Below are 21,599 nucleotides of genomic sequence, written 5' to 3'. Positions count from 1 at the left end.
CTACATTTTTAAAATCGTTTTATATTCTGTCTGGTTATTTAATACACTTACTGCTCTTTTAATTTCTGAATTGTTTTTGATGTAAAACTGATACAAACCTTCCTGATATTGATATCTTTTAATCAGTTCTTCTTGAATCATGTTTTTGATTTCTTTTTGGTTTTTGTCCAGCAAAGTAGTTTCGCTTTTTTCTAAAGCAGCCAATAATTGCTGATATTCTGGAGCAATAGTTTCGTCGATTTTTTCATTTTTAGCTGCAGCTAAAGTATTTTTCAAAGCCACTTCAGTCTCAGTGTCAAATGTAATTTTGTTGGTTTTCAAATATTGTTTAAAAGCCGAATAATCTGCATCTGTTATCGTTGGGATTTTATTGCCAAGATTTGGATTTTTGTAATAATAGGATGTAGCATAATCGAATACACCATCGTTTTTAATTAAAGCTGTTGCAATTGCACTGGTTTTAGCTTCTTCCAATTCGATGTCTGGTAAAACGCCGCCACCGTCATAAACCGTTCTGCCTTTTCTGGTTTTAAAAGCATTATAATTTTTAGCATCTGTTTTTTGTGCTACACCGTTTTTGTCTTTATGCGCATAATCCAAAGCTTGAATACATCTGCCAGACGGAGTGTAATATCTCGAAATAGTTACTTTTAACTGAGTTCCATAAGTCAAATCTACAGAACGCTGTACTAGACCTTTTCCGAAACTTCTGCTTCCTAAAACCACGGCACGATCCAAATCCTGCAAAGCGCCCGAAACAATTTCAGATGCCGAAGCACTTCTTCCGTTTACTAAAATCGCTAACGGAATTTGAGTGTCAATCGGTTCTTTTTGTGTTTTGTATGTATTGTTGTGTTTTTCGATTCTCGATTTAGTGGTTACTATAACTTCATTCTTCGGAACAAATAAATTACAGATATCAATGGCTTCGTTTAATAAACCTCCAGGATTTCCTCTTAAATCCAAAACGATCTGTGTTGCGCCGTCTGCTTTTAATTTCTCTAAAGCTTCTTTTACTTCAGCGGAAGCTTTTCTGCTAAAATGTGCCAAAACAATATATCCTGTTTTATCATCAATTTTCCCATAAAAAGGAACCGATTTAATATCGACTTCATCCAAAACCAAAACAGTAGTATTCGGTTTTCCCTGACGTAGATATTTGATATTGATTTTAGTGTTTTTGGTTCCTTTCAATAACTGAGAAGCATCGTCTTTAAAATCGGCAATTAAAACATCTCCAATTTGGATAATTTCGTCGCCTGCTTTTAGTCCGGCTTTGTCAGCAGGATAGTTTTTATAAGGTTCGCGAACAACCAAACGATCTTTTTTTCTGGAAATCAAAGCCCCGATTCCTGTATATTCTCCCGTATTATTGATTTTGAAGTTGACAACATCCTGTTCGTTAAAATAAACGGTGTAAGGATCTAAACTTGCCAGCATGCTTTTGATGGCTTTATCCATCAAATCGCCTGGATTGGTGTCGTCTACATAATTGGTGTTTACGGCCTTGAACAAGGTTGTGAAAATCTCAATCTGCTTGGCAATTTCAAAGAAATCTTCTTTAAAACTGGTTCCAACAAACAACATTCCCGCCGCAGCGACTGGTATAATAAATTTCTTTTTGAAATACGGATACATGATTATTCTTTTTTTCTTCTTTTTAATCTTCTTCTAATAAAATAGGCAAATACACAAAATATAATGACAAACGGCCAAACACTGAGTAATGAAATTAAAAAATCGGATAAACTAAAAAATCCAGATTTTATGGCTGTCCAAAGTTTGGAACCGTATGATATTTTAATGCCTTCTTTTTCGGCAATTGTTTTATAAAATTCTATGGTGATCGTGCTTTCAGAAACTCGGCTTTCCAAATATTTCAGCTGACCTTCTTTTGATTCTATTTCTTCACGGATAGTTGAAATTTGTTCTTCGATTTCTAAAATCTCACTTACTTTATTGGCTTTCTTTAAAATTTCAAGGTAACGTTCTTCGAGTTTTTTCTTGGTTTTTAATCGTGAAGTCAGATCGATATATTCTTCTGTTACATCTTGTGCAGAGATATTTTTAACTTCAAAATACGAAACACCTTTAGAAACATCATTTATAAAACGGTCAAAATTCTGACTTGGTACTTTTATAGTAAGATTTCTAAAAAGAGTTGCAAAATCTTTTCCTTCAGAATCGTTTATAATTCTTGCTTTACTATTCGCAACGGCTTTTTGAATTTGACTGAATGAATTTTCTAAATTATCAGTTTCAAATTTTAAAGTTGCTTCTTTTATGATTTTTTGCTCGATTTGTTCTTTCTCTTTTGGAACTGGCGGAGCTTTTGGATCTGCATTTTTTTCATAAGAATCCGAACTGCTTTTTGGAGGAAGCTGGACTGTTGCGATAGCATAATTTTCTTCTGCTGAAGCAGAAGATTTACTACAACCTAAAAGAATTAAAACCAAAACCAATAAAAAGAAAAGTCGACGCATAAAATTTCAATTTAGAGCTAAAACTACGATTTTTTTGTCTAATTTGATTATTAATCTTACGTTTTGGGATTTACGATTCGGTTTTCGGTTCAGAATCCGGTGTTTTGTTTATCTGAGCAGTAAACTTCTCAAATAACTGAATCGTTTTGGTATTGATTTCTTCGTAAGATAATCGGTCTTTGGTCTGATAAAAAAGCATAATCGAATACTTTTCATTTAGATTATCCAAAAGCAAATGTTTGTTTAAACGATAGGTTTCTCTCAACACTCTTTTAAAATAATTGCGGTCAACGGCTTTTTTGAAATACTTCTTAGAAACTGAAACACCAACTTTAGTCTGTTCTTCTGAATTTTCTTCCGCTTGACGGTAAACCAAACGAAGCGGATATTTGGAAACCGATTTTCCTTCAGAAAACAGTAATCCAATAGTAGTTTTGCTTTTTAAACGCTCGTTTTTAGGGTAATTGAAGTTCATTTTTAAATGAAATGATTTAATACAAATTCTTTAAACCAGTTTGGAAATTCTTCTTCATTGATATGAAGTTTTAAAGTTTTTGCATCGTAAATTTCTGCTATTAAAGTAAGTTTTTCTCCAGAATTGTCAAATAAATAAGCTTTGTTTGAAATCTCTATAGCAGGAAATAAGTTGTTTAAAGTTCTTGTGTATCTATTTTTTATGATTTCAGCATCAACAGTGTGCCCACCTTTTTGTACTCTATTTTCTACACGAGAGATATTCACTTCGGGATCATCAATACAAACAAAATATAAGTATGTAGTGTATCCTAGAAAATTTGCTTCTTTGATGTCATCTAATTTTGAAACATGACTCATAACTGTTTCAAAACAAAAACTTTTATTCTCTCGGAGAAGTTTTTCTCTTAAAAAAGAAGAAATTAAAGACCCTTCATAACTGTTTGGATTTTTTGAAAGTGAAAGAATGAAATTTTCTTTTATGTCTAAAGAGATTTCAAACCCTTTTGCTTTAGCAGTACTTAAGAGAGTTTTAGTATTTTCTCTTTTTAAGAATTTCTTTAAATCTTCTGAAGAGGCTTGAATATCATACGAATCCAAATCTATCAGACCTTTAGTTTGAAGAATCTTTTCCAGATAGTCAGCGTTGATAAAATACCCTGTATTATAATGTTTTGAGAATTCTTCAAAAAGAGTGCTTTTACCAGAACCATTAGGGCCTGCAAAAATTCTCAATCTTTTTTTTATTTCCTGCATAATACCATTCCTTTTTTCAAACCTTTATCAGAAACGGGTTTATCTTGTAGATTTCGTATTACTTTAATTTCTCCAGTAGGAAGCTTTTCAATTATTTTTTTTCCTGAAATTGATTTTATAGTTAATCCTAAAGCTTTAGATTCTCTAATAGCATAACTTGAACCTCTTGAAGCAGATCTTATTAAAATATCTGTTTCATTAGTTTCAAGTTTTTCCCTGTGTTGTTTCATTACAAAACGTGCGATCTTACTTTTCATGACTTTTAAAAACAAGTTTACTGTCAAATTTACAATTTTTATCTGATTTCTATATCTGTTTTAAGAACAGTGAAGTTCATTTAATTCAGAAAAGATTTGCAAATTCTGTGACAAAGGTACAATTAAACCAGAAAATCGGTTATTGTTTTCAATTTTAATAAGTCTAAAAATATATTTACTACTTTTGCGCATTAATTTTTGAAGCATGGAAAAAATTATTTCTTATCCAATATCGGTAATTTATTATTTATTATTTGGTTTATGTTTGGTTGTTTTTCACCCAATTCAGTGGATTTGCTTAAATTTATTCGGATATCAGGCACACAAGAAAAGTGTAGATTATCTGAATTTCTGTCTTCTAAAATGTACAAATTTAGTAGGGACAAGATATACAGTGAAAGGTGTAGACACAATTCCGAAAGGTGCTCCGATTATTTTTGTGGCAAATCATCAAAGTATGTACGATATCGTGGCAATGATTTGGTACTTTAGAGGTTTTCATTGTAAATTTGTAAGTAAGAAGGAATTAGGAAGCGGCATTCCGAGTGTTTCTTATAATCTGAAACACGGAGGATCTGTCTTAATTGACCGAAAAGACCCTAAACAAGCGATACCAGTTATCAAAGGCTTGTCTGAATATATCGAAAAAAACACAAGATCTGCCGTTATTTTTCCAGAAGGAACAAGAAGTAAAACTGGCGTGCCAAAAGAATTTGCGCAAAGCGGTTTAAAAATTTTATGCAAATACGCACCATCTGCGTATGTTGTACCGGTAAGTATTAATAATTCCTGGAAGATAGTTCGATATGGAATGTTTCCGGTTGGTTTAGGAAACCATCTGACATTTACGGCACACCAGGCTTTGGCTGTAAAAGACTATAAGTTTGAAGAGTTGATGGAAATTACTGAGAAAGCAGTTAAAGAAGGAATAAATGAGTATAAACAGGTTTAAGTTTTAGTCCGAGCTAAGACGTAAACTCAAATTTAAAATAAGTAATGTCTATAAAAAACATTAGATTAGAAGTAATGCAGTTTTTGGAAAAAAACGTGGATAGCTTCGTTGAACAGTATTTAATCCCGGTGGAAAAAATTTGGCAGCCGTCGGATTTCTTACCAAATTCTCAAGGAGAAAACTTCTTTGAAGAGGTAAAAGAATTACGCGAAATTGCTAAAGAACTTCCATACGATTTCTGGGTTACGCTTGTAGGTGATACCATCACCGAGGAAGCATTACCGACATATGAGTCATGGTTAATGGATGTAGAAGGAATAGATCAGCAAGAAGGAAGTCAAGGAAATGGCTGGGCTAAGTGGGTAAAACAATGGACTGGAGAAGAAAACCGTCACGGAGATCTTTTGAATAAATACTTGTATTTGTCTGGTCGTGTGAATATGCGTGAAATCGAAATGACAACACAGCATTTGATCAACGACGGTTTTGATATTGGAACTGGAACGGATCCGTACAAAAACTTTGTATACACTAGTTTTCAGGAATTAGCAACTTATGTTTCTCATAATAGAGTATCGCAGATTGCAAAGAAATTTGGAGATAACAAGTTGTCTAAAATGTGTAAAATGATTGCAGGTGACGAAATGCGTCACCACCATGCATACAGTGAATTTGTTACCAGAATTTTCCAGGTTGATCCTAGCGAAATGATGCTGGCTTTTCAATACATGATGAAGCAGAAAATCGTTATGCCAGCTCACTTTTTGAGAGAATCAGGACAAAAAATCAGCACCGCTTTTGAACAGTTTTCAGATTCAGCACAAAGAATTGGTGTATATACAGCAACGGATTACGTTGAAATCATGCAGAAATTAATCAACAAATGGGAAATTGATAAAATTTCTAATTTGACTGATGAAGCCGAAAAAGCACGTGATTATTTAATGAAACTTCCAGCGCGTATGGCTAGAATTTCTGAAAGAATTGTTATTCCACAAGAATCACACATCTTTAAATGGGTAGAACCAGCTAGACTTTAAATTTTAGATTTCAGATCTTAGATTTTAGATTGGAATTAGGGATTTTAGGACTTGGAATCTAAAACGCAACACCGTTGCTTTAGAATATATTTGTTGATTGTTGAAGGTTTTAAAATCTTTGACAATCAACTTTTTTTTAAACTGTAAAAACTTCTGTATGAGTGCTTCAGAACTGATTATTAAAACCATTGCTTTTGTAAAAGAAAAATTAAACGATGCCGAAGGTGGTCATGATTGGTTTCACATTGAACGTGTTTACAAAAATGCACTTTTGATTGCGAAAGATACAGAGTGCGATCTGACAGTTGTCCAATTAGGAGCTTTATTACATGATATTGCAGATAGTAAATTTCATAACGGAGATGAAACTATTGGGCCTAAAACAGCAAGAGCGTTTTTAGAAGCGGAAAATGTTTCTGAGGAGACAATAGCCCATGTTGTCAATATCATTGAAAATATCTCTTATAAAGGCGGAAATTTCGAAAAGAAGTTCTTTTCTGTCGAATTGGATATTGTACAGGATGCCGATCGATTAGATGCCATTGGTGCCATTGGAGTTGCAAGAGCGTTCAATTATGGCGGATTTAAGAATCGTGCTTTATACAATCCAGAGATTGAACCCATAACGAATATGACAAAAGAGGAGTATAAAAAGAATAACGCTCCAACTATAAACCATTTCTACGAAAAGCTTTTACTTTTAAAAGATAAAATGAATACTGAAAAAGGAAAAGAAATCGCTGCAGAAAGGCATCGTTTTATGGAATCTTTTCTGGCGCAGTTTTATGCAGAGTGGGAAGGAGTTAAATAACTTGGCAAAACAATATTAAAATCAAATACATAAAAAAAAACGGCTTCAAAATATTTGAAGCCGTTTTCCCATTTTTAAATTAATCTATTTATATAAAAAAAAGGCTCTATGTTTGATTTATGAATGATGTTTCATAGTTAAATAAGTAACTATGACAGCACATAAAAATCCAAGTGTAAACCACAATAATCTAGCAACTCGGTTGTCTCTAATTATTTCTATTTTATCTTGTTCTGGCATTTTTGATGATTTTTAAATTTGTCAAAAAAAGCACAATTAGGATTGATAGACAGCCTTTAAAAGTTTTTAAAATAATAATAAAAGACGTTTTTTAATAACAGGTACAATTCATAAAACAAAAAAGCTTCACAAAGAATTAAAAATCTCTGTGAAGCTTTTTTGTTTTGAGTATCTCTGTGGAATAGACAATTAACTACAACCGCAATCAGTTCCATTGCCGCAGTCTTTTTTCTTTTTCGATTTAAAAAAGTATTTTTTGATCAGAAAAGCAACTGCAAATCCTAGTATGGCAAAAGCGATAATTTGCTGCATCATAATTTTTTATTTTAAAAGTTGGTACGCAATTAATGCGCTAAAATAAGCTAACGCACTCATGAAGCCCAACTGCATTGCAGGCCATTTCCATGAGTTGGTTTCTTTTTTCGTAATGGCCAATGTACTGGCGCACTGCATCGCAAAAGCATAAAATAACAGTAAAGATATTCCAGTTGGGAAATCAAATACTTTTTTTCCAGTATCTGGACGAATTTCCGCCTGCATTTTGCTTTTTATAGTCGATTCGTTATCGGTATCTCCAACACTGTAAATGGTTGCCAATGTTCCAACGAAAACTTCACGGGCGGCAAACGAACTAATTAAAGCAATACCGATTTTCCAATCGTAACCTAAAGGACGAATTGCCGGTTCAATCGCTCTTCCCATTAATCCAATGTATGAATTCTCCAATTTTTGAGAATTCACTTCGTTTTCAAACTGCGTTTCATCCAAAGTTGTGTTTGCAAATCTTTCTTTCACAATATTCTCAGCATCATTAAATTCTTTTCCAGGTCCGTAAGAAGCCAAAAACCATAAGATAACAGATATGGCTAAGATAATTTTACCTGCACCAACAATGAATGCTTTGGTTTTTTCAACAACATTGATTCCAACGTTTTTCAAAAGCGGCATTTTATAACTTGGCATCTCCACTACGAAATACGTTTTAGACTCTAGTTTTAAAACTTTATTTAAAATATAAGAAGATAATATCGCCATAAAAAAACCTAAAACATACAGCAGCATTAAAGTTAATCCCTGAACATTTAAAACTCCAAAAACACGTTTACTCGGGATAACCAATGAAATAATAATGGCATAAACCGGTAATCTTGCAGAGCAAGTCGTGAATGGCGTTACTAAGATCGTAATAAGGCGTTCTTTCCAGTTTTCGATATTTCGGGTTGCCATAATTGCTGGAATTGCACAAGCTGTTCCTGAAATCAAAGGCACGACACTTTTTCCTGAAAGTCCGAATCGGCGCATGATTTTATCCATCAAAAATACCACTCGGCTCATATAACCGCTTTCTTCCAGAATTGAAATGAAAAGGAATAAAAAGGCAATCTGCGGAATAAAAATAATGACACCGCCAATTCCCGGAATAATTCCCTGAGAAAGTAAATCGGTTAAAATACCGCTTGGCAGTTCTGCGGCCACCCAGCTGCTTAAGGAAGCAAAAGTGCTGTCAATAAAATCCATCGGAATCGTTGACCAGCTGAAAATGGATTGAAAAATCAAGAATAAAATCGCAAAGAAAATTACGTAACCTCCAACTTTGTGTGTTAAAACACGGTCTAATTTGGCACGAATATCTGTTGCATTCGAAGTATCTACTTTTAAACCTTCTTTTAGAACATCATTTATAAATTGATATCTTTTGATGGTTTCTTTCTGCTGTAAACGCTTTAATTCGGAATGTGATTTGGTAAAAGTATTACGGACTTCATTTCGGTCTAAATTCGAAAAGTTTACATCCTGCGTAATTACCAGCCACAACTTGTACATCAATTGATTTGGAAAAGCGTGTTGTAACTTTTGAAAATATTCAGGATCAATTACTGAAGCGTTCAAACAAGGCTCGTTCGGAATGGTTTTATAAGAAACAATTAGTTCCTTTAATTCCTCAATTCCTAAACCTTTTCTGGAACTTACTAAAGCAATTTTAGTTTTCAGTTTTTCTTCTAAATACGTAATATCCAAAGTAATTCCTTTTCTTTCCATACGATCAGACATATTAATAACTAATATCGTCGGGATTTCAAGGTCTTTGATTTGAGTATAAATCAGTAAGTTCCTTTTCAGATTCTCAACATCCGTTACTACAACGGCAACATCTGGATAAAGTTTATCGTTTTTGTTTAATAAAAGTTCAATAACCACACTTTCGTCCATCGAACTGGCGTTCAAACTGTACGTTCCAGGTAAATCTAGAATGTTGGCTTTGATGTTATGAGGCAATTTGCAAAACCCCATTTTTTTCTCCACCGTAATTCCAGGATAATTTCCAACTTGTTGATTTAAACCTGTAAGCTGATTGAAAACAGAAGTTTTTCCGGTATTTGGATTCCCGATAAGGGCAACATTGATATTCTGAACACTCATTATAAATTGTTTTGGATAAGTTCAACTTCAATTTCACGAGCCGTTTCAATACGAATCGCCACATGCGAACCGTTAATATCCAAATATAGTGGATCTCCAAGAGGAGCAATCTGCAGTAACTCAACTACGCTGCCAGGGAGACAACCCATTTCTAATAATTTCAGTGGAATAAGATCGATATCAAAATCTTTGATAATGGCTTTCTCGCCTTTTTTCAGAGTGTGGATTGTATTTTGCAAGCTTATTTAGATTGAATTTAGATTGCAAAAGTAGGCAATTATTATTTATTCCAAGGCATTTAACCCTTGGACAAATGCTAAATGTTTCTAAAAATAAGGGATTTTTACTCTTTTGATAAGAATTCAATGTCCTCTAAAAGACGTTTCATGTCTTCTTTATTTGTTCCATCATAAAAACCGCGAACACGTCTTTTTTGATCAACCAAAACGAAATTCTCCGTATGAACCATATCGTACAATTGATCTGGTCTTCCTAATTTTACCGCTAAATACGATTTTCTAGCCATAGTGTAGATTTCTTTTTTATCACCAGTAACCAAATTCCATTTGCTGTCTACGACACCATGTTTTATGGCGTAAGCTTTTAAAACCGAAACACTGTCCACTTCAGGAAAAACAGTATGAGAAAGCAACATTACTTTTGGGTTATTGATCACTGCTTTCTGAACTTCTTCCAGATTGGTTGTCATTTTTGGACAGATAGAACCACAGGTTGTAAAAAAGAAATCGGCAACATAGATTTTGCCTTCGTAGTTTTTCTGTGTAATGGTATCGCCGTTTTGATTCACAAAAGAGAAATCAGCGATTGTGTGGTATTTGCTTTTATATTGAACCGTACTGTCGACTAATTCTGGATTTACATCCGCAGGATTGTATATTGGTAATGTTTTTTTAGGTTTTAAAGCAGCATAAAACAAAGATATTGTAACCACCGAAAACACTATTAAAACAATAAAGAATTTGCGGTATTTATATAAAAGCGATTTCATAAAAAAAATTTGGTGCAAAAATACAAAAAGCAGATTCTAAAAACTTTGCTGCTAATTTTTTTTAACAGCCTTTTGTAACTTTTGTGATAATATAACAACTAATATAAAAAGTTAAGATTTCTAATTGTGAAATTTATTCTTGTTTTGGATTTTACAGTTGGAATTTTAACACAATTTATGAAATAATAACAATATGTTTGTATTTTCCCTTAAACTATAAATTTTTATGAAAAAGCAATTCGCTAAACCTGTGTTTGGTGTCATTTCTGCAATGTTTTCTTTGACAGCAGTTCAAGCACAAAATGCTCCAAAAGAACCAGGTATCAACGTATCTTATATGGATACCAAAGTTAGCCCAAGTCAGGATTTTTTTAAATATGTAAACGGAACTTGGTTAGAAAAAACAGAAATTCCAAGCGATCGTACAACTTGGGGAAGTTTTAATGAACTGATTAAAAGAACAGACAAAGATGTAATGACGGTTTTGAAAGATGCTTCTAAAAACCCAAAATACAAATCGAATACTGATCAGGGAAAAGCAGTTAATTTATTCAATACTTATTTAGATACGATAGGAAGAGATAAAAGAGGAATCGAACCGCTAAAACCGTATTTGAAAAAAATCGATGCCATTAAAAATGTTGCTGATCTACAGAAATATTTGATTGAAATGGAAAAAGAAGGAGGTTCCGGTTTCTTCGGAATTTATATTGGCGCTGATGATAAAGATAGTTCTAAGAATTCTGTAAACCTTGCACCAAGTGGACTTGGACTTCCAGACAAAGATTACTATACTGCTGATGATAAAGATTCTAAAGAAAAACGTGCAAAATATGAACTGCATGTAGCGAGAATGCTTCAGTTTATTGGAGAATCTCCTGAAAAAGCAAAAGAAAGTGCAGCAGCAGTTGTCGCTTTAGAAACAGAATTGTCACAGCCTAGATTAAACAGAGTAGAAAGAAGAGACAGCCGTTTACAATACAACCCAATGACAGTTGCTGAGATTCAAAAATTGACTCCAGCTATTAAATGGAATGAATATTTTGCTGGTTTAGGAATTACAAAATTAGAGACTGTAATTGTTTCTGAGCCTAAATATATGACAGCATTGCAAACTGTTTTTACTGAAAACAAAGTAGCAGCATGGAAAGAATATTTAAAATGGGATTTATTAAACGGGGCTTCAGGCCAATTATCATCAGCACTAGATAATGCCCGTTTTGATTTTTACAGCAAAACTTTAAGAGGAGCTATCAAACAGCTTCCTGCAGAAGAAAGAGCACTTAATATTGTGAACGGAACTGTTGGTGAAGCGCTTGGAAAACTTTATGTAGAAAAATTATTTCCTGCTGAAGCAAAAGAGAAAGCGTACAAAATGATCCAAAATGTGATTTTAGCTTATAAAAACAGAATCAATGCCTTGACTTGGATGTCTCCTGAAACAAAAGTGAAAGCAATTGAAAAATTAAACAAAATCACAATCAAAATCGGATATCCAGATAAATGGAAAGATTATTCTGCTTTAACCATTAAAAGTATTGCTGAAGGTGGAACTTATTTTGATAATATGAAGAATTTATCAAAATGGGGTTTCCAAAAGAGTATCGATAAATTGGGGAAACCAGTTGATAAAACAGAATGGGGAATGTCTCCTCAAACCGTAAACGCTTATTACAATCCGTCTTATAATGAGATAGTATTCCCAGCAGCAATTTTACAGCCGCCTTTCTACAATTACCAAGCGGACGAAGCTGTTAATTATGGTGGAATTGGTGCTGTAATTGGACACGAGATTTCTCATGGATTTGATGATTCTGGAGCACGTTACAATGCAGAAGGAAACTTAGTAGATTGGTGGACAGAAAATGATTTAAAACAATTTACAGCTTTAGGAACAGCTTTGGCAAACCAATACAGTGCTCTTGAGCCGCTTCCGGGGGTTCATGTTGATGGTCATTTTACTTTAGGTGAAAACATTGGAGATTTAGGCGGAATCAACGCAGCTTATGATGGTCTTCAATTGTATTTGAAAGAAAATGGAAATCCAGGTTTAATTGACGTATTTACACCAGAGCAACGTTTCTTTATTTCTTGGGCTACTGTTTGGAGAACAAAATCTAGAGACGAAGCAATCAAAAATCAAGTGAAAACAGATCCGCACTCTCCAGGAATGTACAGAGCATATGTGCCAATTCAAAATGTGGATGCTTTCTACAAAGCTTTCGATATTAAAAAAGGAGATAAAATGTATGTGGAGCCAGAAAAACGAGTTAAAATCTGGTAATTAAGATTATAAATACTAAAAGCGGCGCTGATTCAGCGCCGCTTTTTTTTAGTCAGTTGAAAAATTCTCATAGAAAGATTTATTCTTTGATTAATTATTCGAAAATTTTAACATAGAATTAAAAATAATAACAATATGTTTGTAAATACACAAAAAAACTAAACAAAAATGATAAAAAAGCTTTCTAAACCTATGTTTTGTGTAGTTTCTGCAATGTTGTCCATAACAGCAGTACAGGCACAAAACGCAAAGCCAAAGGAACCAGGAATTAATGTTTCCAATATGGATCCAAAAGTGAGTGCAAGCCAAGATTTTTTCCGTTATGTAAATGGTGCTTGGTTAGATAAAACGGAAATTCCAAGTGACCGTAATTCTTGGGGAAGTTTTAATGAACTTCGTCAAAAGACTGATAACGATGCTCTGGCTATTTTAAAAGCAGCTTCAAAAGATCCAAAGTACAAATCCAATACGGATCAAGGTAAAGCAATTGCTTTGTTCAATACTATTTTGGATACTGTTGGAAGGAATAAAAGAGGAATTACACCGTTGCAGCCTTATTTGAAAAAAATTGATGCTATTAAAAATGTTGCAGATCTTCAAAATTATATTACGGAAATGCAGCTTGCAGGCGGATCTGGTTTCTTTGGAGTCTATGTGGGAGCTGATGCAAAAAACAGTAATAAAAATTCGGTGACATTAGGACCTGGTAATTTAGGATTATCTGATAAAGATTACTATAACTCTGATGATAAAGATTCTAAAGAAAAACGTGAAAAATATGAAGTTCACGTTGCAAGAATGTTGCAATACATTGGAGAATCTCCAGCAAAAGCAAAGGAAAGTGCCAAACAAATTTTGGCTTTAGAAGTTGAAATGTCTGCTCCAAGACTGGATCGTGTGGAGAGAAGAGACAGAAGAAAACAATATAACCCAACCGCTGTTGCTGATTTGAAAAAGAATACGCCATCTATTCAATGGGAGAAATATTTCACAGGAATCGGAATGGCAAAATTAGACACCGTAAATGTGGCACAGCCTCGTTACATGATTGCTCTAGAAAAAACGTTTACAGAAAAGAAAGTAGAAGCTTGGAAAGAGTACTTGAAATGGTCGCTATTAAACAGATCTGCATCAACTTTAACTACAGAAATAGAAAATGCGAATTTTGATTTCTACGGAAAAACATTAACAGGAGCTTTAAAACAGCGTCCGCGTGAAGAAGTTGCGTTGCAAGTAATCAACGGAGCAACTGGAGAAGCTTTAGGTAAATTATACGTTGAAAAATTATTTCCTGCTGAAGCAAAAGCAAAAGCAAAAGACATGATTGCTAATGTAATGCAGGCTTACGAAAATAGAATCAATGCATTGCCTTGGATGTCAAAAGAGACTAAAGTAAAAGCTATTGAGAAATTAAACAAATTGACGGTTAAGATTGGATATCCAGATAAATGGAAAGATTATTCAAAACTAGAACTTAAAAATGTTAACGAAGGCGGTACTTATTTTGATAATATGAAAAACTTAGCAAAATGGGCTTATGCTGAAAACTTAGCAAAATTAGGTAAACCAGTTGATAAAACAGAGTGGGGAATGTCGCCACAGACTGTTAATGCTTATTTTAATCCTTCTTATAACGAAATTGTATTCCCAGCTGCGATCTTACAGCCTCCTTTCTACAATTATCAAGCGGATGAAGCAGTAAATTATGGTGGAATTGGTGCCGTAATCGGTCACGAAATCTCTCATGGATTTGATGATTCGGGAGCTCGTTACAATGCTGACGGAAACTTAGTAGACTGGTGGACTCCAGAAGACTTAAAACAGTTTACAGCTCTTGGCGGTGAATTGGCAGCACAGTACAGTGCATTAGAGCCACTTCCTGGAATTTTTGTTGATGGTAAATTTACTTTAGGTGAAAATATCGGAGATTTAGGTGGAACTAACGCTGCTTATGATGGATTGCAATTGTACTTGAAAAAACACGGTAATCCAGGTTTAATCGACGGATTTACACCAGAACAGCGTTTCTTTATTTCTTGGGCTACAGTTTGGAGAACAAAATCTCGTGACGAAGCGATTAAAAGCCAAGTTAAAACAGATCCGCATTCTCCGGGAATGTACAGAGCGGTTGTGCCAATTAAAAATCTAGATTCTTTTTATGATGCTTTTGGAATCAAAAAAGGAGATCCAATGTATTTGGAACCGGAAAAACGAGTTAAAATCTGGTAAATAGTATTTTAATGATATAAAAAGGGCTGTATCGATTTTCGAGACAGCCCTTTTGCTATATTATTGTGTCCAAAACTTCATATCTGTTGTCATTCCGTAGGAATGTCTCATCGGTAGAAAAACAATATTATCCACCCCGTTTTTTCACGTTCCGTAGGAGCGTTTTATATTTTGGATTGTTAAAAAATGATGCCAATCAAACGTTCCTACGGAACGTGAAATAATGATTACAACATAATTTTTCTACCAATGAGATGTTCCTACGGAACATGTAATTATTTTAAATGACTGTAGATGTACGTTTCAATTGCTTTTAACTCTTCATCAGACATTTCTTTTGTAATGGCAAAATTGGTCTGCATTACCGAAAACTGACTTGGATCTACAATTGGATCAGCGTTTCCTTTTAAGAATGTGGTCATATCGCCTTTTTTGTCTTTATAAATCTTAGCGATTTCTTGAATGCTTGGCCCAATTACTTTTTGATCCGGTTGATGACATGCGGTACAATTTCCTCTTCCTTCAAAAATTTCTTTTCCTAAAGCTTCTGGTGTTGACGCTTTCGCTGACTCTCTTTCAGAATACGTTTCTGTTGTTTGTTCTTTACTTTCAGAACCTTCTTTTTTACAAGAAGCAAAAGCCAAAACAGCAGATAAGAATAAAATCTTTTTCATTTTATTTGTTTAATAAAATTGCCGCTTCTTTTGCAAAATATGTTGAAATAAGATTGGCACCAGAACGTTTGATGCACATTAATTGTTCCATCATAATTTTATCGTGATCAAGCCATCCTCTTTCAGATGCCGCTTTAATCATAGCATATTCTCCAGAAACCTGATATACGGTTACAGGAACGTGTACTGTATTTTTTATTTCTCGAACAATATCCAAATAAGCGATTCCTGGTTTTACCATAACCATATCTGCACCTTCTTCTACATCTGACAAAGCTTCTTTGATTGCTTCGATGCGGTTGGCATAATCCATTTGGTATGTTTTTTTATCTTTTGGAACCACAACATCAGCTTCTTTTGGAGCAGAATCTAAAGCATCTCTAAATGGGCCATAAAAAGCAGAGGCATATTTAGCAGAATAGCTCATAATTCCAACATTCTGAAATCCGGCAGCATCTAAACCTTCGCGCAGGCGCAAAACGCGTCCGTCCATCATATCGCTTGGCGCAACAAAATCAGCACCAGCTTCTGCGTGAGAAACGGCCATTTTTACTAAAGCATCAACCGTGCTGTCGTTTTCTACATCGCCATTTGTTATAATTCCGTCATGACCGTAAATAGAATAAGGATCTAAAGCCACATCTGGCATAACAATCATTTCTGGACAAGCGGCTTTTATGGCGCGAATAGCTTGCTGCATTAATCCGTTAGAATTCCAAGCCTCTTTACCAGTATTGTCTTTTAGGTTTTCACTGACTTTTACATAAATATTTACAGCACGAATTCCTAAATCATAAAGTTCTTTTACTTCTTCAACTGTTAAATCTATAGATCTTCTGAAAATTCCCGGCATTGATGGAATTTCTACTTTTACATTTTCTCCTTCAGCAATAAACATTGGAAACATAAAATCCGATGGACTTAAACTGGTTTCGCGTACTAAAGAACGAATCGATTCATTTACTCTTAATCTTCTGCCTCTTTGTAATGGGAACATATAATTTTAGATTTTAAATTTTAGATTTCTGATTGATTAATCTTTATCTCTAAAAATGAAGTTGTATTTGTTTTTTTTTACTTTTTAATAAGTGGCGCAAAGTTAAATAAAAATCAACAGAATAAGGTGTTTAGCTAGCTGTAGAATCCGTTAATATTATCTAAAAGTTTGTTCTTTTTTATTGTTTTTGGGGAAAGTATGATTTCTTAAAAATTCCATCTAAATTTGTAAGATGAAGAAAATTCTCGCTTTATTTTGCTGTCTTCTCTTAACAAGCTGTTTTGAGATTACAGAAAGAATCAAACATCACGACGATCAAAGTGGCGAATATACGTTAATGATCGACTTTTCAAAATCTTGGTTTAAAACCAAATCGGCTATTTTTCTGGAAGAAGTAGATGGCGTCAAAATTCCGAATGAACAGGAAATTACCCAAAAACTGGAAGACTTTAAAAATAAAGCTTTGAAGATTGACGGAATTTCAAATGTCTCGACCAAAACTGATTTCAGCAATTATGTTTTCATTATCAAACTCAATTATGCCAATTTGAAAGCATTAAATGCCGTTGTCAATACGATAAACAATCAGCGCGATCAGATTCACTTTAGCGGAAGCGGTAAAACTTTCGAAAGAATTGCCTCTTATCCAATTCCAGAAAAAGTAGTAAACGATCCAAAGAAAAAGAAAGATCTGGAAGAAGCCAGTATTACTTCTATTTACACTTTTGATAGAGATGTTTTAACTGCTGAAAATGTGAACAGTAAAATTTCTAAAAACAAAAAAACAGTTTTCCTGAAACAAAGTATGTACAGCGTTTTCAAGAAATCGACCTTAATGAACAATACAATACAATTAACGCCTTAATTTATGAAGCAGCTTTATTCCTTATTTTTATTATTCGCCTCAATGCTGACTTTTGGTCAAGCCAATTTGGACAAATACGATTACTTTGTACAGTTTAACGGAAATCAGCTTTCGAAGAAAGTAGATGTTAATCAAGTGCTGAATCATCCCATTATTACAAAATTCACTAGTAAAAAACCTGATTTTGATCTTCGAAAATATACTTCAATCATCAAATTGGATCAGAAGATTACCATCCATGGAAGTTTTCTAGACAGCGTTCCCTATTATCAAGTTACGATTCCGATAAAAAACAAAGAAGCTGTAAAGCAGTATTTAGTTGAGAATTTAAAAGCCGAGAACAATGCTATTCAGGATTTTGGGAAATATGCTGTTTTTACATCAAAAGGAGCTAAAAAGTCATTGGCATGGAATGATGATTTTCTGGTAATTTTTGAACTAACAAAAAGGCTTCCGACTAAATTTTATAACGACACTTCGGCTGTGGCAATCGATTCTGTTGCTGTAACAGATTATTATGGAAATGATACCATTGTAGAAGCGCCGGCTGTATCTGATGTTGAGCCAAAAGCTTCAGATATTATTTTGGATGACGACCAATACGACGAAAATCCTTATGAAGCATACTCAGCAGAACAAGCAGAATTTGATCGAAAATTGGCAGAAAACCAAAGTGAAATTATAAAACGTCTGTTCGAAAATGGTTTTACGGCGCCAACTTCTTCTAAGATTACTATTGGAGCTGATATTTCTTCTTGGGTAGATTACGGCGGTATGATTTCGACTTTATATTCTGCGTATAGTTATCCGATGAGACTTTTTGGAGGTTATGATAAATATCTGCCAATGCAGAAGAGCTTCGGGAATTTTGTAAAAGGAATAAACCTTGATTTCTATTTTGATAATGATAATGCGAGAATCGAAGAGATTATAGAATATTCTAAAGAAATTGCTGAGGCAGTAAGCAAAATTGGAGATCGAAAAATCAACAAAAACATCTTTAATTATTTTCCTGCTGAAAAACCTTTGGGATATATGTCTTATCATATTAACACCAAAGCAGCTCTCGAAAAGTTTCCGTCTTTAATGACTGATATGTTTCAGAATCCAAAGTTTACTAAAGAAGATATTGCAATCATTACAGATTTAATTTCTACCATAGTTGATGAAGAAGCCACAGCGAAGCTTTTTGATGGTGATTTAAGCGCTTTTTTATATGATGTGAAAGAAGTGGAGGTAATGACCAAAAAATATGATTATGATGAGAATTACGAGGAAAAAATTACGGAAGAGAAAGTGAAGAAAACAATTCCGTTATTTTCGGTAGTTTTTACATCAACGCATCCGACTTTTGGAGATAAATTATTACAATTAGGCGTTCGCAAAAAACTATTGATTCAAAACGGAAATTATTACCAGATTTTAGGCACTAAGGAATACGGAGATATTTATATTCTGAAAGACAAAGACGTTGTTGCGGTAAGCAATACATTGGATTATTTTAGCAAAGGAAATGGTTCTTTTGTGAAAGAAACAAAGAAAGATTTAAGCAAGAATGCTATTTTCGGAAAAATGAATATTTCACAGACTATTAAAGCTTTCGGAAAAAATGCAAAAGACGATGAATTAAATAAAATGAATAGATTCGCATCACAGTTTTCAGATTTTACCATGGAATCGCCTAAAAAGCTGATTGATAATAAATTCAAGTTTGTTCTGAAATTAAATTCTTTGCAAAACGATAAAAATATCATTTTACAAACATTAGATTTGGCCAATGATATGATGGCTTCAAAATAAAGTTCAAAACAAAAATCTCCGAAACATTAGATTTCGGGGATTTTTGTTTGTAAGAGAATCTGTTGGATGAAATTAAAAGGAGAATATTTTAACACATAGAAACATAGATTTTTATATTGAAAAAAGAGAGTAGAAGAAACTAGTTTCCACACATAGCTAAACTATGTGTATTAATGTAAGTGAAGCGCCTTTTTTACATCTTTAATAAATTATGTTTCTATGTGTTGAAATAATTATGCCCACAGATTAAGAATAGCTTTTAAGTAATGGAAGCGTTGTAAATGGTTTTTATGGTATCGCCAAGAACAGCATTAAAATCAGCATCCGATTGACCTGCGCTGAGACCTTCGGACAATGCTCTGGAGAAACTGGCAATTAAGCCATGGTTTTGAGCCAGTTTTGTATTGGCTTCTTCTCGGGAATAACCACCCGATAATGCCACAACACGAACCACATGCGGATCTGTTATCAATTCGCCATAGAAATTATTTACTGTCGGGATAGATAATTTCAGCATTACTCTTACTTCTTTGTCCAGAGAATTCAATTGTTTTAGGATTTCATCTTTTAAAATCTGTTCTGATTTTTCTTTGTCAGGACTGTAAATGTCAACTTCAGGTTCGATAATAGGAATTAATCCTTTGTTGAAAATCTGTAAACCAACTCTGAATTGCTGTTCTACTATATCACGAATTCCGTCGGGATTTGCTTCTTTGATTACAGAACGCATTTTGGTTCCAAAGACATTTCGTTCTACAGCTCTGGTTAGCAATTCATCCAGATTCGGAATGAGTTTCATCAATTGAACACCGCTGGCCAAATCAGCTAGTCCTTTGTCTACTTTCAGGAAAGGAACAATATTTTTCTTTTCCCATAAATAATCGGCAGTCCATAGACCATCAATTTTACGATCCATGGTGTTTTCAAACAAAATAGCGCCTAGAATATAATCACTGTCAAAAGCGGGACTTTTAATAATTCTGGTTCTCATTTCATGTACAAGAGTGTACATTTCTTCGTCGTTAGAATAGCTGTTTTCTTGAACGCCATATTGCGATAATGCTTTTGGTGTACTTCCGCCGCTTTGATCTAATGCAGCGATAAATCCTTTTCCAAAATGCATCCGATTTAATTGTTCCTGGTTCACATTTGCCATAATAATGAATTTAAGTTTTGTAAATCCATGTAATTTAAGCAATTTTCACAACTTGTTGATTATGAATAAGTAGGTTTTTTAAAGACCAATTTTCTCATTCACTTTATCATAAGCCTCTTTTACTTTTTTGGGAGGATCAAATCGATAGCCTGCAGAAAGTTTTAAAGTCACAATATTATCATTTAATCTCGGATCAATTTTATCGTCCTGAGCAAAGCTGATTGTGTTTAGAGTTGCAAAAGCAAAGAAACGGTCTTTATTGTAGGCTAATTTTAAATTGAAATCGGCCTGATATAAAGCTGAGCTATCTTTATCAATCAAATTCAGCCCAGCGCCTAAAGCGAGTCCGGCGCCAATTAAAACCCGATCGCTAATCACAAAATTGTAGAAGTAGGAAGGAGCGAGCGTAAAAACATAAATATCTCCTGGCGATGAATCGGGCGTATTTAAATCTAAATTGGTGTAATAAAAAGAGAAGGTTGGAATGAAACTTCCGGAACTTTTGGTCTGCCATTCGTTTTGACTTACCAAGGTTTTAAACGAAAATTTATCATTGAAAACATAAGCTGTCGATCCGCCAATTTTCATAGTCCTCATACTAGGTAATTGCGCTGTAATGTTGTCATCTTTAATATAAAACCCTTTTTGGTTGATATAGGTAAAGGACTGCATCCATTTTTTTAAATAAAAACGGGTATTGAAATTAAAATGTTTGGAATGTGAATCGCCTTTATTCTGACTCAGAAATTTCGGCGCAAAGCCAAAACCGACATCAATGATTTTGTAGTTTAAGTTAAAACCAATCTGCTCTCGTCGATTGGGAATAAGATTGACATACATTTTGGTTTCCGGATTATCTGAAGCAATCTGAAAACTATTGGAAGTGTCTAAATAATAAACACTAGCCGTGATTTTATCGTTGTAAGATTTAAAATAAGGATTTCGCAGGGAATCGTTTTGGGCGAAACATCCAAAAATGCTGGTAAAGAATGTTGTGTAAATGATTTTTAAACACATAGAAACATAGTTTTTGGATTGTTTTAAAAAAGACATTTCATTCAAAATAAATCACATTGTGTTATGTGATAAAATGCAATTTTCTAAAAAACACCTCTAAGATAGGTCAATAAATCTATGTTTCTATGTGTTAA

At 33.8% G+C, this 21,599-nt stretch carries 19 protein-coding genes; 7 read left to right on the top strand and 12 right to left on the bottom strand.

What is annotated here, in order from left to right:
• The 5 genes from P2W65_RS05060 to P2W65_RS05040 form a co-directional block, all read right to left on the bottom strand.
• Positions 1 to 1,638: a S41 family peptidase gene (locus P2W65_RS05060; protein ID WP_289663909.1), complete on the bottom strand. Its 1,638-nt coding sequence runs from the start codon at positions 1,636 to 1,638 to the stop codon at positions 1 to 3.
• Positions 1,639 to 1,640: 2 nt separating this feature from the next.
• On the bottom strand, positions 1,641 to 2,483 hold the full coding sequence (locus P2W65_RS05055) for a DUF4349 domain-containing protein (RefSeq protein WP_289663907.1): 843 nt from the start codon (positions 2,481 to 2,483) through the stop codon (positions 1,641 to 1,643).
• 70 nt (positions 2,484 to 2,553) lie between these two features.
• On the bottom strand, positions 2,554 to 2,958 hold the full coding sequence (gene rnpA, locus P2W65_RS05050) for a ribonuclease P protein component (protein ID WP_289663905.1): 405 nt from the start codon (positions 2,956 to 2,958) through the stop codon (positions 2,554 to 2,556).
• Between the two features lie 2 nt (positions 2,959 to 2,960).
• On the bottom strand, positions 2,961 to 3,713 hold the full coding sequence (locus P2W65_RS05045; protein WP_289663904.1) for an ATPase: 753 nt from the start codon (positions 3,711 to 3,713) through the stop codon (positions 2,961 to 2,963).
• Positions 3,701 to 3,970 (bottom strand): hypothetical protein, encoded by a 270-nt coding sequence (locus P2W65_RS05040; protein WP_289663902.1) that lies wholly within the window; start codon positions 3,968 to 3,970, stop codon positions 3,701 to 3,703. Before P2W65_RS05040 ends, P2W65_RS05045 begins: the two co-directional genes overlap by 13 nt.
• Positions 3,971 to 4,175: 205 nt before the next feature.
• Between P2W65_RS05040 and P2W65_RS05035 the strand changes: the two genes are divergently transcribed.
• The 3 genes from P2W65_RS05035 to P2W65_RS05025 all read left to right on the top strand — a co-directional run bounded on the left by P2W65_RS05035 (position 4,176) and on the right by P2W65_RS05025 (position 6,773).
• Positions 4,176 to 4,922, top strand: a complete 747-nt coding sequence (locus P2W65_RS05035; protein WP_289663901.1) for a lysophospholipid acyltransferase family protein — start codon at positions 4,176 to 4,178, stop codon at positions 4,920 to 4,922.
• Between the two features lie 44 nt (positions 4,923 to 4,966).
• On the top strand, positions 4,967 to 5,962 hold the full coding sequence (locus P2W65_RS05030; protein ID WP_289663900.1) for an acyl-ACP desaturase: 996 nt from the start codon (positions 4,967 to 4,969) through the stop codon (positions 5,960 to 5,962).
• Between the two features lie 157 nt (positions 5,963 to 6,119).
• Complete coding sequence (locus tag P2W65_RS05025) at positions 6,120 to 6,773, top strand: HD domain-containing protein (protein WP_289663899.1); 654 nt, start codon at positions 6,120 to 6,122, stop codon at positions 6,771 to 6,773.
• Between the two features lie 561 nt (positions 6,774 to 7,334).
• Here P2W65_RS05025 and feoB read toward each other — a convergent pair.
• The 3 genes from feoB to P2W65_RS05005 form a co-directional block, all read right to left on the bottom strand.
• The gene (gene feoB / locus P2W65_RS05015; protein WP_289663897.1) at positions 7,335 to 9,434 is read right to left on the bottom strand and encodes a ferrous iron transport protein B; all 2,100 of its coding nucleotides are present in this window, start codon (positions 9,432 to 9,434) and stop codon (positions 7,335 to 7,337) included.
• Positions 9,434 to 9,673: a FeoA family protein gene (locus P2W65_RS05010; RefSeq protein ID WP_109191143.1), complete on the bottom strand. Its 240-nt coding sequence runs from the start codon at positions 9,671 to 9,673 to the stop codon at positions 9,434 to 9,436. Before P2W65_RS05010 ends, feoB begins: the two co-directional genes overlap by 1 nt.
• A gap of 104 nt (positions 9,674 to 9,777) precedes the next feature.
• Positions 9,778 to 10,443, bottom strand: a complete 666-nt coding sequence (locus tag P2W65_RS05005) for an SCO family protein (RefSeq protein ID WP_289663896.1) — start codon at positions 10,441 to 10,443, stop codon at positions 9,778 to 9,780.
• Positions 10,444 to 10,669: 226 nt separating this feature from the next.
• On the opposite strand from P2W65_RS05005, the gene P2W65_RS05000 reads away from it, so the two are divergent.
• Both P2W65_RS05000 and P2W65_RS04995 read left to right on the top strand, forming a co-directional pair.
• Complete coding sequence (locus P2W65_RS05000) at positions 10,670 to 12,727, top strand: M13 family metallopeptidase (protein ID WP_289663895.1); 2,058 nt, start codon at positions 10,670 to 10,672, stop codon at positions 12,725 to 12,727.
• 168 nt (positions 12,728 to 12,895) lie between these two features.
• Positions 12,896 to 14,956, top strand: a complete 2,061-nt coding sequence (locus tag P2W65_RS04995) for a M13 family metallopeptidase (protein WP_289663894.1) — start codon at positions 12,896 to 12,898, stop codon at positions 14,954 to 14,956.
• Between the two features lie 275 nt (positions 14,957 to 15,231).
• Here P2W65_RS04995 and P2W65_RS04990 read toward each other — a convergent pair whose 3' ends face one another.
• Together P2W65_RS04990 and hemB are read right to left on the bottom strand one after the other, a co-directional pair.
• Entirely contained in the window at positions 15,232 to 15,630 is a 399-nt protein-coding gene (locus P2W65_RS04990) for a c-type cytochrome (RefSeq protein WP_289663893.1), read from the bottom strand.
• Between the two features lies 1 nt (position 15,631).
• Positions 15,632 to 16,627, bottom strand: a complete 996-nt coding sequence (gene hemB, locus P2W65_RS04985; protein ID WP_012023044.1) for a porphobilinogen synthase — start codon at positions 16,625 to 16,627, stop codon at positions 15,632 to 15,634.
• A 232-nt stretch (positions 16,628 to 16,859) separates the two neighbouring features.
• Here hemB and P2W65_RS04980 point away from each other — a divergent pair, with 232 nt between their 5' ends.
• Both P2W65_RS04980 and P2W65_RS04975 read left to right on the top strand, forming a co-directional pair.
• Positions 16,860 to 17,492, top strand: coding sequence for a hypothetical protein (locus tag P2W65_RS04980; RefSeq protein WP_289663891.1), 633 nt, complete (start codon positions 16,860 to 16,862; stop codon positions 17,490 to 17,492).
• 3 nt (positions 17,493 to 17,495) lie between these two features.
• The gene (locus tag P2W65_RS04975) at positions 17,496 to 19,292 is read left to right on the top strand and encodes a hypothetical protein (protein WP_289663889.1); all 1,797 of its coding nucleotides are present in this window, start codon (positions 17,496 to 17,498) and stop codon (positions 19,290 to 19,292) included.
• Positions 19,293 to 19,551: 259 nt separating this feature from the next.
• Here the strand turns inward: P2W65_RS04975 and P2W65_RS04970 are convergent, their stop codons facing one another.
• Positions 19,552 to 20,439 (bottom strand): fructose bisphosphate aldolase, encoded by an 888-nt coding sequence (locus tag P2W65_RS04970; protein WP_289666157.1) that lies wholly within the window; start codon positions 20,437 to 20,439, stop codon positions 19,552 to 19,554.
• Positions 20,440 to 20,526: 87 nt separating this feature from the next.
• Complete coding sequence (locus tag P2W65_RS04965; RefSeq protein ID WP_289663888.1) at positions 20,527 to 21,465, bottom strand: DUF4421 family protein; 939 nt, start codon at positions 21,463 to 21,465, stop codon at positions 20,527 to 20,529.
• Between the last annotated feature and the right edge of the window lie 134 nt (positions 21,466 to 21,599).

Source organism: Flavobacterium panacagri, assembly GCF_030378165.1.
Lineage (GTDB): Bacteria > Bacteroidota > Bacteroidia > Flavobacteriales > Flavobacteriaceae > Flavobacterium > Flavobacterium panacagri.
The sequence above is the reverse complement of the archived record's forward strand: the minus strand, read 5'-3'. Positions and strand labels throughout refer to the sequence as shown.